This window comes from Paenibacillus sp. MAH-35, assembly GCF_058135425.1.
Map to the genome: position 1 here is coordinate 280030 of NZ_JBYUPU010000006.1, position 14214 is coordinate 294243.

General features: G+C 56.7%; 11 protein-coding genes. 6 read left to right on the forward strand and 5 right to left on the reverse strand.

Annotated elements, in window-relative coordinates:
• Positions 1-23: 23 nt before the first annotated feature.
• A complete protein-coding gene (locus AC3Y2E_RS09210; protein ID WP_379209352.1) occupies positions 24-1418 on the reverse strand; it encodes an ABC transporter substrate-binding protein in 1395 nt (464 codons plus the stop codon).
• A 292-nt stretch (positions 1419-1710) separates the two neighbouring features.
• Here AC3Y2E_RS09210 and AC3Y2E_RS09215 point away from each other — a divergent pair, with 292 nt between their 5' ends.
• Positions 1711-3942: a helix-turn-helix domain-containing protein gene (locus AC3Y2E_RS09215; protein ID WP_379209354.1), complete on the forward strand. Its 2232-nt coding sequence runs from the start codon at positions 1711-1713 to the stop codon at positions 3940-3942.
• Positions 3943-4005: 63 nt separating this feature from the next.
• Positions 4006-5889: an ABC transporter ATP-binding protein gene (locus tag AC3Y2E_RS09220; protein ID WP_379209356.1), complete on the forward strand. Its 1884-nt coding sequence runs from the start codon at positions 4006-4008 to the stop codon at positions 5887-5889.
• Here AC3Y2E_RS09220 and AC3Y2E_RS09225 read toward each other — a convergent pair.
• Both AC3Y2E_RS09225 and AC3Y2E_RS09230 read right to left on the reverse strand, forming a co-directional pair.
• A complete protein-coding gene (locus AC3Y2E_RS09225) occupies positions 5880-6293 on the reverse strand; it encodes a ferrochelatase (RefSeq protein ID WP_379209358.1) in 414 nt (137 codons plus the stop codon). The two genes, AC3Y2E_RS09220 and AC3Y2E_RS09225, sit on opposite strands and share 10 nt — an antisense overlap.
• Before the next feature lie 9 nt (positions 6294-6302).
• A complete protein-coding gene (locus AC3Y2E_RS09230; protein ID WP_379209360.1) occupies positions 6303-6506 on the reverse strand; it encodes a hypothetical protein in 204 nt (67 codons plus the stop codon).
• 340 nt (positions 6507-6846) lie between these two features.
• Between AC3Y2E_RS09230 and AC3Y2E_RS09235 the strand changes: the two genes are divergently transcribed.
• Positions 6847-7020, forward strand: a complete 174-nt coding sequence (locus AC3Y2E_RS09235) for a hypothetical protein (protein ID WP_379209362.1) — start codon at positions 6847-6849, stop codon at positions 7018-7020.
• A gap of 248 nt (positions 7021-7268) precedes the next feature.
• Positions 7269-9230: a heavy metal translocating P-type ATPase gene (locus tag AC3Y2E_RS09240; RefSeq protein WP_379209364.1), complete on the forward strand. Its 1962-nt coding sequence runs from the start codon at positions 7269-7271 to the stop codon at positions 9228-9230.
• 480 nt (positions 9231-9710) lie between these two features.
• Here AC3Y2E_RS09240 and AC3Y2E_RS09245 read toward each other — a convergent pair whose 3' ends face one another.
• Positions 9711-10352: a DedA family protein gene (locus AC3Y2E_RS09245; RefSeq protein ID WP_379209366.1), complete on the reverse strand. Its 642-nt coding sequence runs from the start codon at positions 10350-10352 to the stop codon at positions 9711-9713.
• Between the two features lie 138 nt (positions 10353-10490).
• Here AC3Y2E_RS09245 and AC3Y2E_RS09250 point away from each other — a divergent pair, with 138 nt between their 5' ends.
• Together AC3Y2E_RS09250 and AC3Y2E_RS09255 are read left to right on the forward strand one after the other, a co-directional pair.
• On the forward strand, positions 10491-11177 hold the full coding sequence (locus AC3Y2E_RS09250) for a response regulator transcription factor (RefSeq protein ID WP_379209368.1): 687 nt from the start codon (positions 10491-10493) through the stop codon (positions 11175-11177).
• Entirely contained in the window at positions 11167-12426 is a 1260-nt protein-coding gene (locus tag AC3Y2E_RS09255; protein WP_379209370.1) for a sensor histidine kinase, read from the forward strand. The genes AC3Y2E_RS09250 and AC3Y2E_RS09255 overlap by 11 nt, the downstream gene beginning before the upstream one ends.
• Before the next feature lie 203 nt (positions 12427-12629).
• On the opposite strand, the gene AC3Y2E_RS09260 is transcribed toward AC3Y2E_RS09255, so the two are convergent.
• Entirely contained in the window at positions 12630-13961 is a 1332-nt protein-coding gene (locus AC3Y2E_RS09260) for a PASTA domain-containing protein (protein ID WP_379209372.1), read from the reverse strand.
• Positions 13962-14214: the final 253 nt, after the last annotated feature.

Below are 14214 nucleotides of genomic sequence, written 5' to 3' on the forward strand. Positions count from 1 at the left end.
CTGAATCCGTTTTGCGCCGCCGGCTACTTGTTGGCGGATTCCAATTCCGCAATTTTTTGATTGGTCCGCTCTTCCGCTTCCCGGATCGCCGTATTGTAATCTTTGCCTCCGGCCATCAGCTCGGTAAACGCTTTGTTCAGCTCCGCGACGCCATAGCCGTTATATTTGGACATGTACGCGGGCGGCGCGAACGATTCCGGCAGGAACGCCTGCAAATTTTTCCCTTTATATTCGGGCGCATCCTGGGCGAACGCTTGCCGGATCTCTTTGTTTCTCAGCACGGTCAGGATGCCGCTGCGCGACTTCTGCATCTGGAATTCGTCCGACGCCAGAAAGGCGAGAGCCTGAAACGCATCCTCCTTGTGCGCGCTCGTGCTCGTCAAGTAGAAGAACAGCGGCCACGACTGCGGTCCGATGCCGGGCGCCTCTTTAAACGACGGGATTTTCGCGAAATCGTAATTGATCCCTTCGAACGACAAATCGTGAACGCCGGTACCGGACACCGGAAGCCACATGGCAAGCCGCTGCTCCTTGTGGAACAGAGTTCTCGTCTCGCCTCCCGCGAGTTGGGCCGGCGACAGCTGATTGCCGGGAATCTGGTAAAAGCGGAGCAGGTTGTGAACGTAGTCCCTCCACTTGCTGCTTGAAAAATCGGCTTTTTGCGTCGTCGGATTGATGAAGCCGAGCGAAAACGAATTGCGCAGCAGCGCATCGACCGGCGAGATGACGGCTCCGTAATACGATACGCCGCCTTCGCTCCGGGACAGCTTTTTCGTCATCTCGTACAGATCGTCCCACGTCATATTGTCCGTCGGATAGGCGACCCCGAACTTGTCGAACAGGTCCTTGTTGTAGACGATCGGCGAAGCGGCCCCGTTTACCGGCATCCCGTAGATGCCGCCCCCGGCGAGCTGCTTGGCGAGCGCGACCGTCGTCGGGTCGATGCGTTCCATATCAAAGCCATGCTTTTTGATGTAAGGCGTCATGTCGAACTGCAGCTTATTGTCTTCGATATTTCCGTAAAAGCCCGACAGCGCTACAATAACGACATCAAGCTGAGCTTTGGTCGTCAGCATCTCCTTGATCGGAGCGGCGCTTTTCGGCACGAACGAAATTTTCATATGCGGGTATTTGTTCTGAATTGCATTGCCGTAGTCTTTCATGAACGATTCCGCCGACCAGCCGAACGTCGCATCCTTAAATACAAGCTCCACCGGCTCCGGCGGCTTGGGCGCTTCAGGACGAGCCCCGGTCTGTGGCGCTTCTCCGGAGCTTCCGCTTCGGCTCCCGCAGGAGGTCAGCAGCAGCGGCGCGATCATCAGGCTGGCCAGGACGACCGGTCCGCTTCGCGTCCGGCGGCGTTTCCGGCCCCTCGTATACTTGTCCTCCTGTTCCCGGTTATTGCTGGATCGTGACATGTTCGGTACACCCCTTCGATTTGTTGTGGCGACTGCATTCTTATTGTCCGATATTCCGGCCGGCGGGCCTATATCAAATTTTTAAGATTCATTACATTTGTTTGCGCAGCGGCATTACAGTTTTTCTGCGGAGTACGTTTTTTTGCGCGGCGGGGTGGGTGATTCGGCTTTGGAGTGAGGGAGGGAGAACGGATGCGGCCCCCGGTTTACAAGTCGTATACCGCATGTTACGATTCAAGTTACATAAGGGAGAGAACGGAACGGGAAGGCGACGTGGAATGGGGGCATTCAGGTGAGAAAAGAGAGGGTACACCGATTCAGCGCTTTATTCGAAAACGCTTACTTTCGGCGCTTGTTCGTATCGTATGCGGTGACAACCGCTCTGATCGCCTGCTTATGCGGCGCCGTCCTGTACGACAGGGCCGGAAGAGCCGCCCATGAGGAGCTGGAGCGGCAAAGCCGCAGCAAGCTGCTGGGCGTTCAGGAGCATCTGGAGAATACGTACCCGAACGTATTCAAAAACGCGTTCGTCAGCAATTTGCTGTCGGCGGTCGATAAGCCGGGGCGGGACGCGTTTTCCGTCTATTACGAAGAGTACGGACAAAATGTATATCAAATGTATCATTTGGCCGCTCACTTGAAAACGATCGTTTCCGGCCGGCCCGAAGCGGAGAACGTAACGGTTTATTTCAAAAATACGAATTTTATGGTCGACAAGCACGCCTTCTTCCCGATGGAGGAGCATACGCCGGGCGCCGAACTGATCCAGCGGCTGCAAAAGGACGAAATCCCGACAAACCGCTGGCTGCAGCGCAACGTGTACTACGGCGAAGGCGTATACGACCGGCTCATGACGTTCGTATATTCGTTTCCCGAACGGGCGAAGGGCGGCGAGATCCAAGGGTATATGCTGATCGACATTCGCGCCGACCGGTTCCGCGACATCCTCAGCGGGCTTGCCGGCGATTCCGGAGAGAAATTTGTGATGCTGAGCGTCAAGGACGGCTATATGACCGGCTCGGATCACGTTACGGAAACGGATTTCACCCGGGTGCTGAACGCCCGGGAGCGGGGGGCGGGGAGCAGCGACAAAGGAGTGAGCCTGCTTCCGGCGTCCGAAGGGAACGGCGATTGGGCATATGCCTCGATCCGGCCGAAAGGGATGGTGGCTCCGGCTTCCGCCCAGATGCAGCGCAACGTCGTTTTCGTTTGTCTGGGCGTGATCGCATTAGGCGTGCTGATCGCTTATTATTTGTCGCTCAAATCGTATAAACCTGTGCAAACGATGCTGCTGCGGCTGAAGGAACGCGACAACGGGCTGCTTCCGAATCAGCAGCGTAATGAATTTCTGGCACTCGATCTCGTGCTGAACGGGCTGTACAGCACGATCCAGCAGCTGTCCCAGCAAGTGGACGGGAATATGCTGCACGCCTTGCTGAACGGCCGATTGTCCGAGGACGAAATGCCGAAGCAGGTGCCGGTCAAAGCCGGTTACGTCGTGGCGGCTGTCAGGATGGAGAACGGCGGCGCGCGCGAGCTCGTCCCGGCCCTTCAGAGCGGCAGTCCGATTGCGCAGTTAGTCGCCGAGAAAGATGCGCATGAGATCACGATCCTGTATTTCAGCGATGAGACGGGGACCCTCCGGGAGCGCATCCGGGAGGAGCTGGAGCGCTTGCTGCCTTCGCTTGCCGGGGATCGCGGTTATGCGGCCGGCATGGGCGGTCTGGTTCAGACGCGCGAGGATATCGCCAAGTCGAACGAACAAGCGGCCAGCGCTTTGAAATACACGTTTCTGCTCGGGATGAACCGCGTGTTTGACTCCGAGGAACTCGGGTTGCGCTGTGATATTCCTCAGATCGATTACGAGCCGTTCGAGCGCGCGCTTCGTGCGGGGAACAGCGAGGCGGCGAAGCAGTTTATCGCCGATTTTTCGGAGAAGATCAAGGGCCGGCCCGTTCCGCTGGAAACGGCGGAGCTTTCGCTTGCGCAGCTGACGATGATCATGTCCAAGGTAATGATCGATATCAATACGAAGGAACGTATCTTTCCCGATGTTTTGCCGTATCAGCGGGCGAGTCAGGGGACGTTCGCCGAAACGGTCGATTCGATATGCGAGCAGAGCATGCAGATTGCCGGTCATATCGGACGGCATTTACTGCCGCATGCGCAGCACGAAGTCATAGCCGGACTGATGCGGTATATGGATGCCCATCTGCACGAAGATATATCGCTGGACCAACTGGCTGGAATGGCTGGGCTGTCGACCCAATATTTGTCCAGACAGTTCAAGGAGATCGCCGGGATTTCCTTTATCGAATATTTGACGAATGTGCGGATGGAGCGGGCCGGCGGACTGCTGCAGAACAGCCGCTCGTCCGTAACGGAGATCGCCGCCGCCGTCGGATACAGCAATGCCCAATATTTTTGCGCAAGGTTTAAAAGCAAGTTCGGCGTCACGCCGATGCAATACCGCAATTTATTCAAAATAGAGGGCGACCGGACCGCGCATGCGGGACGCGGATAGACGGAGGGAGAGGGCCGGCGTCCGTCCGCTGTCCGGGATTCCGCTTCATCCATAGGAGGGGAAATGAAAAGAACTAGCCGTTATTCGTTAGGGCGCTGCATGATGCTGCTCATATACCGGATATGGAAGGCTATGCCCGTGCTTGCTTCGGTATGGCTCGCCGTTCCGCTGCTGCTCGGGCTGCTGCTTGTTCCGGGCTTCGCGGCGCAGCGGGAGCTGATCGATCTATTTACAGGAGGAATCGGCAGCACAGGCTGGACCGAGATGCTCGCATTGGCCTGGCAGCCTGTCGTCGTGATCGCAGCGGTCGCCATGCTCCGCTCCTCGTTATCCGCCCTGCACCAGATGACGGATTCGGGGTTGAAGGACCGGGCTTCGATGCTTCTGCAGGCCGAGGTGCACGCCAAGGCGGTCGGCGTTCCGCTCGAGCGGATGGAGCAGGCCGGCTACTATGACCGGCTGGACAGAGCCAATCAGGCCGCGAGGTCGGAGCTGTTCGACATTTTGCAAAACGGGATTACACTGTTCCGCCTGTTATTCGAGTTCGCCGGTCTGCTGGTCGTAAGCTGGCTGGCTGATCCGGTCGTCGGCATTATTCTTGCCTTCGCGTTTGCCGTGTCGTTCGCCATCCGTCTGGAAGCGGATATGGTGAAGCGCAGGCTGAACCGGGAGCTGACGTTCTCCGGCAGATACTCCGACTATTTGCGCAGCGCTGCGGTCCAGCCGGCGACGGTAAAGGAGCTTCGTTTATTCGGATCGATGAGCTACCTGATCGGGAAATGGCATGCGGTTACGGACCGGGCGGTTACGCTTCGCGGCGATGCGAACCGCAGAGAGATCCGTCACGGCATCGTCGTCTCGGCCGTTCAGATCGCCGGCCTGTTCGCTTCGATCGTATGGCTCGTTTTGCAGATGAAGGCGGGAACGTTTACGGCGGGGACGCTGGTCGTCGTCTTCCAGGCGATGAGGCAAGCTTACGGAATATCCGGAAGAATGGCTTGGCCGGTAGGAAAGCTGTATTTGCAAAGTGCGAAAATCACCGACTTGGTCCGGTATTTGCATGAATCGCCGGAGACGGAGGCGGGAACGGGGACCGGGGCAGCGGCAGGCCGGGAGCGTTATGGTCCGGACGGAGCGTCCGCCGCAGGGAGCCGGTCTTCCCAAGTGCCGGGCGAAGAGGGGCGCATCGTGTTCGATCAGGTGGAGTTTCGTTATCCCGGCGCTTCGCAGCCGGTGCTGCGGAATATCCGGCTGGAGCTGAAGCCCGGCGAGACCGTAGCGCTTGTAGGGGAAAACGGTGCGGGCAAATCGACGCTCGTCCGGCTGCTGCTCGGTCTATACGAGCCGACATCGGGCAAAGTGACATGGGACGGCACCGACTACCGGGAATTGGACCCTGAGCTATTGCGCGCCTCGGTGTCCGCCGCGTTCCAGGACTACGTCCGTTATGAAACGACGGTTCGCGACAACGTCGGTTTCGGCCGGCCGGACCTGCTGAACGACGACGATTCGGTCCGGCTCGCGATGCGGGCGGGAGGGGCCGAACGGATCGGGGGCGGTTATCTCGATTCGCGGGTCGGGCTTGTGACGGAAGGCGCCCGCGAGCTGAGCGGCGGACAATGGCAGCGGCTCGCGATCTCCCGCGCTGCGATCCGCCCGGCCCGTCTGCTGGTGCTCGATGAGCCGACCGCCGCGCTGGACCCGCAGCATGAACAGGAGCTGTATCGTTCGTTCCGCGAGTTGTCCCGGGGCCGGACCGTGATGTTCGTCTCGCACAGGCTGGGCTGGGCGCGGTACGCCGACCGGATCGTCGTGCTTCGGGACGGCGCGATCGCCGAAGAGGGGACCCATGAAGCGCTGATGGCTGCGGATTCCTGCTATGCGGCGATGTTCCGGGCGCAAGCCCGGTGGTATTGCGACGAGAGCGGGGGGAAAGGTCAGCCTTGAACCTCGGAGGCGTCGATGAAACCGGCAACGATGCGCTCCAGTGCGGTCATGAAATCGTCCGAATCGTTCGGATATTGAACCGATACGAATTCCATGCCGAGTTCTCTGGCTTTCACGCTGCAATCGTGGCCGCAATCGTAGACGACCTCCACATTTTCCGTCACCGTAAGCAGGTCGCATACGACGACGGCGGCCGCTCCGTCTGCGGCGGCTTCTACGATCATCCCGGTAACGTCGGGAGCGAGCCACGTTTGGCGGAGCGGGCCCGCCGCTGCGGTAGCCCATCTTCCAGGAACCGATTCCGCCGGCAGACGGCCGTGGAACAGGTGCGAGTAAAAGGCGGGCGGCTCGTCAATCGACGCGATCGAAAAGTACCCCATCATGAGAACGGCTTTTTTCATCATCGGATCTCCTTATTTCCCGAATTGTCCGGGATGAAACCATTCGGCCAATTCCGCAACCGTATCGATGTTATAACGATTCGGATACGGCATCCGCTTGACCGTCATCGTTTTGACGTTCCCTGTGCTGCTTTGGAGCGTTGACAGTTTCCACGTTTGTCCTCCTGTGATGGTTTCTTCCTGCCGATCCGCTGCGCCACAGCGTTCACTGAACATTTATTTCCCTTGGGCATATAATTTTACCTCGGTTCAAAATGTTTCCTTGGGTAAAGAAATGCCCAAAAAAAAGACGGGCGCCGATCGGGCTTCCGGATGATTTTTATCGTACAGCATGAAAGTTTTCCTTGAAACAAATATTTTCCTGTATGCAAAAATAATTCGTTATATCGTGTTAATTGCAGGAATCATGAGTAAACTGGAATTATTGATCGGAATGTGGCCAATTCCTGTGGCGACAGCTCAAAAAAAAGCTTGAAATGTTTCTAAAATGCGGTATGATTATGATAATGATTATCATTCTAGTACGTCACTACGATTTGACGAGGAGTGCCGATTGATGTCTTTCATGGTCCCGATCTTATTTGTCGTATTGCTTGCGGTTGGCGGTCTGGCCGTATTTACCGGATGGGAGAACGTTCGTCAGACGAAAGCCTGGAAAGCGCAGCCCGCCCGCACCGGCAGAGCGGTCCGGTTGGACTGGAGCGGTTCGGAAGCCCGGGAGATGAAGTAACAGGTAATCAAGGCGTGACTCCGTTCGTCGTTATAACTTAATCGTGGATTTAGAAAAGCGGCGTTATCATCGGCGCTTTTTTTGTGTTGACGTTATTCGGTTATTTATTTATAATGAGTATAAATAAGAACCAATGCTAAATAAAAAACGAGCTTTCTTATCATGCTGTTCCCAACCGGGAGCAGCATGAGTCATTTTTAAGGTACTAACAATGGTTCTCAATCTCAAATAGAATGGAGCGATCGAACATGAACTCATCCCTTAATAACGTGGACCGCAACGTCCATTCCCCTATCGTGAAGCCGTCCATCCACAGCGTCAAATCGTGGATCGCTCAATACGGCGAAGGGGCGGCTGCGCTCCTAAGCGGCTTGCTGATCGCCGTCGCCTGGGTGCTCGGGAACGTCTCGGAAACGGCTTCCGTACTCGTCTACTTGCTCGCTTTCGTTGTCGGCGGCTTCGCCAAAGCGAGGGAAGGGCTGGAGACGTTAATCCAGGAACGCGATCTCGACGTAAACCTGCTCATGATCGTCGCCGCCATAGGTGCGGCATGTATCGGGTATTGGGCGGAAGGCGCCGTTCTCATCTTCATCTTCTCTCTGAGCGGTGCGCTCGAGAGCTACACGATGGCGCGCAGCCACCGCGATATTTCGTCGCTGATGGAGCTGAAGCCGGAGACAGCTGTCTTGTATGTGGATGGCCAAGAAACTGTAGTACCGATCGAGAAGCTCTCCGTAGGCGATACGGTGATCGTGAAGCCGGGCGAGCGCATTCCGTCCGACGGCATGGTGAAAGGCGGCGCTTCGGCGGTTAACCAGGCTTCGATCACAGGCGAATCCGTTCCGGTGGACAAAGCCGCAGGCGACGGAGTGTACGCAGGAACTTTGAACGGCCAAGGCATCTTGTTCATCGAAGTTACGCAGACGAGCGAATCGTCGCTGTTCGCCAAAATTATTCGTCTCGTTCAGGAAGCGCAAAGCGAGAAGCCGGCGTCGCAGCGGTTTATCGAGCGGTTTGAACGAATTTATGCCAGAGCGATTATTGCCGGGACGCTGCTGCTTGTCCTTGTGCCGCCGGTATTGTCGACGGTAAGCTGGAGCGATGCGTTTTATAAAGCGATGGTATTTCTCGTCGTCGCTTCTCCTTGCGCCCTCGTCGCTTCGATCATGCCGGCCGTGCTGTCGGCCGTCTCGAACGGGGCCCGCCAAGGACTGCTCGTCAAAGGCGGCGCCCATCTGGAGCATTTGGCGAATACCGCGGTTGTAGCGTTTGACAAAACAGGCACCTTAACCGAAGGCAAACCCGCAGTGACGGATGTAGTCGCATTCCGGTCTTATACGGAGGAGCAGGTGCTGGAGATCGCCGCTGCGATCGAAAGCTTCTCGGAGCATCCTCTGGCCAAAGCCGTCGTTCAGCACGCCGCGGAGCGCAAGCTGGAAGTAGGCCGTCCGGACCGGTTCACGTCGCTGACCGGTTTCGGGGTAGAAGCGGACTATAAGGGCGGAACATGGACGATAGGCAAACCGGAATGGACGGATACGGAGACGCGGGAGGCCGAGGTGACCGCCGCCGTTCATGAACTGGAGCAACAGGGCAAGACGGTCGTCGTTCTTCGTGGAAGCGAAGGTCCGGCCGGCTTGATCGCGATGCAGGACCGCATCCGTCCGCAAGCGGCTGCCGTCGTCGCCCGACTGAAGAAGATGGGGATAACGGTGGCGATGCTGACCGGCGACCAGGAGCGGACGGCTCAGGCGGTAGCTCGCGAAGCAGGTATCGACCTCGTCTACGCCCGGCTGCTGCCGGAGGAGAAGGTAGCGCGTATTAAAGAGCTGAGACAGACGTACGGCAAAGTCGCGATGGTCGGGGACGGCGTCAATGACGCGCCCGCGCTTGCGGCGGCAACGACGGGCATCGCCATGGGAGGAGCGGGCAGCGACTCCGCGCTCGAGACGGCCGATATCGTGCTGATGAACGACGATACAAGAAACATCGCCACTGCGATCGCGCTCGGGCAAAAAACGAAAAAGATCATTAAACAAAATCTCGTCTTCTCGATTTCAGTCATCGTTCTGCTGATCGCGGCCAACTTCCTGCAAGGGATCGCGCTTCCGCTCGGCGTTGTGGGGCATGAGGGAAGCACGATTCTCGTCATCTTAAACGGACTGCGCCTGCTCCGCGGCGTTCCGGACCGGTTCGCTGCCGGCGAATAAATGGACCTGAGTGCCGCAGGCCGTTCATCGTGGCAAGCCTAACAGGAGACAGCTCATACGTTGATCGTTGATCAGTGTCCCGCTTATGAGGGAGCGAACCAAGAGCGGTTTGAAGCCGCTAAAATCGGCGAAAAGGGTGCATAGCCCATCCCTGAAATAAGGGGCGCAAACCGCTTCTATTCGTCGCTGTCACCGCAATATGGCGAAAATAGAGGGGGCCAGCGACTCTTATTTTGTGGATTGGGGCTGCCTCTCGAGGTAGCATCAATAGTCCTGTTGCCGTGAATCGAGCCCCGCTTACAACCGATTTCCCCTTGCAAATAAGGACCTCCATCTCCACTTTACCGTGGAAGTCGAGGTCCTTACGTTTGGAAAGTCGCCTATTTCCCTCTCATGCGAACGCCGTTGGCACAGCCTCTCTTTTATAGGCTGCCAAACCAATTGCAACTTCACAGGAGTTGGAGTCGATCCGCGCACCGTTTATCGTTTGAACGAATGCCGCTCCATCCGGTTCGGCTTCCATAGCCGGGCCGCTTTTATTTTGCGGGACAGCAGAGCGATAACGTAGATCGCGGCAAGTACGCAGGGCAGCCATACCCATTTGAGCCCGGTGGTGGAGATGTAGCTCCACAAATCCTGGACCTGATCCCCCGTCTGAAACCCGATGGTGAAATAAATGGAAGTCCAGACCAAGGCCGGAGCATAGGCAAAAAGAGCAAATCGCTTGAACCTCATCCGGTTCGTTCCCGCGAGGATGGGCATCAGATGGCGCACGACAGGGAAAAAACTGCTGATGCACAACGCGAAGCTGCCGTACTTCCCCATCAGCCTTTCGGTGAAACGAATATATCGGCTATATTTCTTATTCCGCAGACGGGCCAGCAGCTTGACACCGATCCACCGGCCGATCGAATAACCGGCAGTCAGTGCGACGGCAAGACCCATATATATCGTGGCAAAGGCAGCGATCGGATGAAACAGCCCGCTGGAAGCGGCGGCGCCCCCGGTCATCACGACAATCTCGTGCGGCAGCGGAAGCCCGAACAGACCGAGGCCGAGCTGAATGAACAACGCCCAGTACCCCGCGTCGTCGATTAGACGGTAGATGAGATCGACGTTCATCCCGGTTGCCTCCTTTTTCGAATGATCCTACACGTCTAGTATAGTCCCGGACTATTTAAATTTTCTTAAAACGGTCTAATCTGCTACAATCAATTCGAACGAAATTATACGGATCCGGATGAAAAGGATGGGGGCCTAATGAGAGTTCTGGTTGTTGAGGACGAGCCGTCTCTGCAAAAAGTGATACAGGACGTATTCGAAAGCGAGTCGTTCCAGACCGATTGCGCAGCTACCGGGGACGACGGATATTTTTTGGCGGAGCAGGCGATTTACGATTTGATCGTGCTTGACATTATGCTGCCCGGGATGAGCGGGATCGATATCGTCAAAAAGCTTCGCGGGAGGTCGATCATGACGCCGATCATTCTGCTGACGGCCAAAGACAGTCTGGAGGACCGGGTAGCCGGACTGGACGCCGGGGCGGACGACTATCTCGTCAAACCTTTTGCCGTATCGGAGCTGCTGGCCCGGACGAGAGCAGTGCTTCGCAGACAGGGAACGATTCATGCCGACGGCTTGCTCGTGTGCGGCCCGATCCGGCTCGTTCCGGCGCTCCGGGACGCTTTTACGGGGGAGCAGGCATTAAAGCTGACGACCAAGGAGTACGATCTGCTTGAATTTTTCATGTGCAACAAAGAGCAGATTCTGACCCGGGAGCAAATTCTGCACCGGATCTGGGGGTTCGACTCCGATACCGCTTCCAGCGCCGTCGATGTGTACGTCCATCTGCTGCGCAAAAAGCTGGCCGCCTGCGGCGTCGAATCGTTTCTGCAGACGATCAGGGGCGCGGGGTATATGTTCAAGGGGGAGCAGCATGTTCCATAAAACCAGGATACGCCTGGTCCTGTTATACTCGATCGTGATTCTTCTGATTTTGACCAGCTTCAGCGCGTTATTATATGCATATGTCCGTTACAAGCTTTTTGAGCAGGTCGACACGGGGCTCCAGCAGACGGAACGGAAGATCGTCCGGCTCGGCTTTCAGGACATCCATCCGGAGCTGGACATCGGCACGTTTTATTTGTTCTGGAACACCCAGGGAGAGCTGCTAAATCCGCTTCCGAAACGCTTCATCCCCGTCGAGCACCAGTACGGGTTCCGCCAGGAGCTGACGGAGCGCACGATGAAAGACATGACGTATAACGGGCAAAGCTACAGGCTGCTGCAGTTCCCGAATGAAGGCAAAATCAAGCGGCCGTCCGACGATCCGTCCGTTCCCGTCATAGCGGCGGTGACGCTGCTGAAAGATTTGGGCGACGAGAAACGGATGCTGAAAGCGCTCCGGTTCGTCATTTTTATCGGAATCGCGGCAGGTATCGTGTTATCCGTAATTGCCGGCTTTTTTTTGGCGGGACGATCGCTTATTCCGATCCGGCGTTCATGGGACAAGCAGCAGCAGTTCGTGGCCGACGCTTCGCACGAGCTCAGGACGCCGACTACGGTCATTCAGGCGCAGACGGAGCTGCTGTTCCGTCATCCCGGCCATACGATCGAGCAGGAAAGCGAAAACATCGCCAATGTGCTGAAGGAGAGCAAGCGGATGGGCAAGCTGATCGACGATCTGCTGACCCTCGCGCGCTCCGATTCGGACCAGTTGCAGATTCAATCGAACACGTTTCCGCTCGGTCCGCTCCTGGAGGATATTGCCCAGCAGTTCCGGTACTTGGCCGAAACGAAAAGCATTACGATCAACACCGATATTCAGGAAGGAACGGTATTCCGAGGGGACGAGGGTAGAATCCGCCAACTGATCGTCATTTTACTGGACAACTCTTTGAAGTATACGCCGGCGGACGGAACGATCGAGCTGCACTGCCGCAAAAGCTCCAGCGCCGTACATCTGGTCGTCAAGGACAGCGGCTGCGGCATCGGTCAGGAGCACATCTCCCGGATATTCGAAAGGTTCTACCGGGTCAATATTTCGCGTTCGCGGACGGAGGGCGGGACCGGGCTCGGCTTGTCGATCGCCAAGTGGATCGTAGAGGCGCATGACGGCGACATCCGTGTTCAGTCCGAGCTGACCAAGGGGACGACGTTCCATATTACCTTTCCGCAAAAAAAACAAAGAGAGTAACACAAGAAGGGCTTCCCGGGCGCATGATACCATGACGCACTCCCGGAGAAGCCCTTTGTTTTAAAAGCCGGAATGTGTAAGTTTACTAAGGTGTTCAAAATGGTGAAATAAAATATTTTTACTAAGGAAATCCTTCACCTACGCCAGGTCATTCATCGTGGCTAAGGCTTCGTTAAGAAGCTTTTCTTTTTATTTCTGTCCCGTTACTGCGACGGAGGACCTTTGCTGACCCAAAACATTACTTTGCTCCCTTTATCCACTTTTTTGCCCGGAGCCGGGTCCTGCCGGATGACGGTGCCCGCCGCCTGAGTGGCGAATTCGATAAAGTAATCGTACTTGAGTCCGTAAGCGAGCGCTTGTTTCTCGGCTTCCTCCCGGGCCAGACCAGTTAACGTCGGGATTTCCACCACATCCCCTGATCCGGGAGTGGGAGGAGGGGTGACCGGCGGTTTTACCGGGTCAGGCGCGGGCTGGTCCTTTTTGGGCACCTCGGCCGGCCCCTGCTTCTGCTGGGCCGGCTGATCGGGCGCAGCGACGGAGGGCGCTTCCTTCCCTTTATTGCCCGTAATTCCCAGCAGCAGTGTAAAGACTCCGACGAAAACGGCGACCCCTACCAGCGCGAACGCCCCCCCGATCCAAATCGTCTTGCTGATCCGGAACAACCGGCCCTTCCGGCCGTCCGAAACAGCCGCATCCGTCTCATCGGCCCCCGCCTGGCCGTCATCCTCGTCGTCATCGGGCACAGGTTCATAACGGCGCTCGCGAGCTTCGGAGGAGGGGGATCGCGGTTCTTTTCGCGAAGGCAGCGGGGGAGCGAGCGAATCGCCCGGCCGGTTGTCCCCCTGAACGATTCCCGGGCGCATATCCGAGACGATGCGGACGAGATCGGCGGCCGTAATGTTTTCCTGCCAGCCATCCGTTAAAGCCGTAATCGCCGTTTCCTTCAACGGGGAAGGAACGTGGCGCATCGCCTGCCGGAGCTGGGCGGAGAACGTGCCGGCTTCCGCCGGCACGACCAGCGAACCGACGACGAGCTGGTACAAAAGCCCGCTTAAATGTTTGACGAGCCTATCCTTGAAGGAAGGGGCGTTCCACGTATCGATGACATTGATCCGCATCTCCTCGGTAACCCATAGATTGCCGGCCTCGAGCGAGAAGTCGAGCGGTCTTTGCTCCGCCGCATCCAGCAGAGCCGCACCGAAATCGCCGACCATCGAAGCGGCTTCCTTAAAGGACAACGGATGCTCCTGAATGAATTCGCGCAGCGGGCGGCCTTCCTTATAATTCAGGACGGCGCGCAGCTGCTCCTCTCCGACTTCGACATCCAGAACGTGCATAAATTCCGGCTGGTGAAGGCCGTGAGATGCTTTGCTCAGCCCGGCGATCGCTCCGGACTTGCCGGTTTCCCCCTGATACGGAATTTCGTATATGAATACGAGCCGTTTTAAGGCCGTGTCTTTGCCGATGTATAAAGTACCTTGCTGGAGCGGAGTTACGAGCCTCTCCGGCATATAACGGTTTGAAAATGGCTTCATTGGAATCCCCCCTATATGTCTATACCCATATTGTTCGCGTATGCCGCTGCTTTTTGGGGTAAGAGAAAGCTCGGAAAGCGCAGCTTTTCCATAAAGTACATAGGAATGATTGCGGAGCCTTGATCGGCAGCTTGGCAGAGCCGTATAGACAGTTCCTATAACGTTAATACGATTTATATATTTCCTGTTGGAAATCCGGTTTTATATACTGAAATTGACAAGCACACCGTTCAACACATACAGGGAGGTGTCA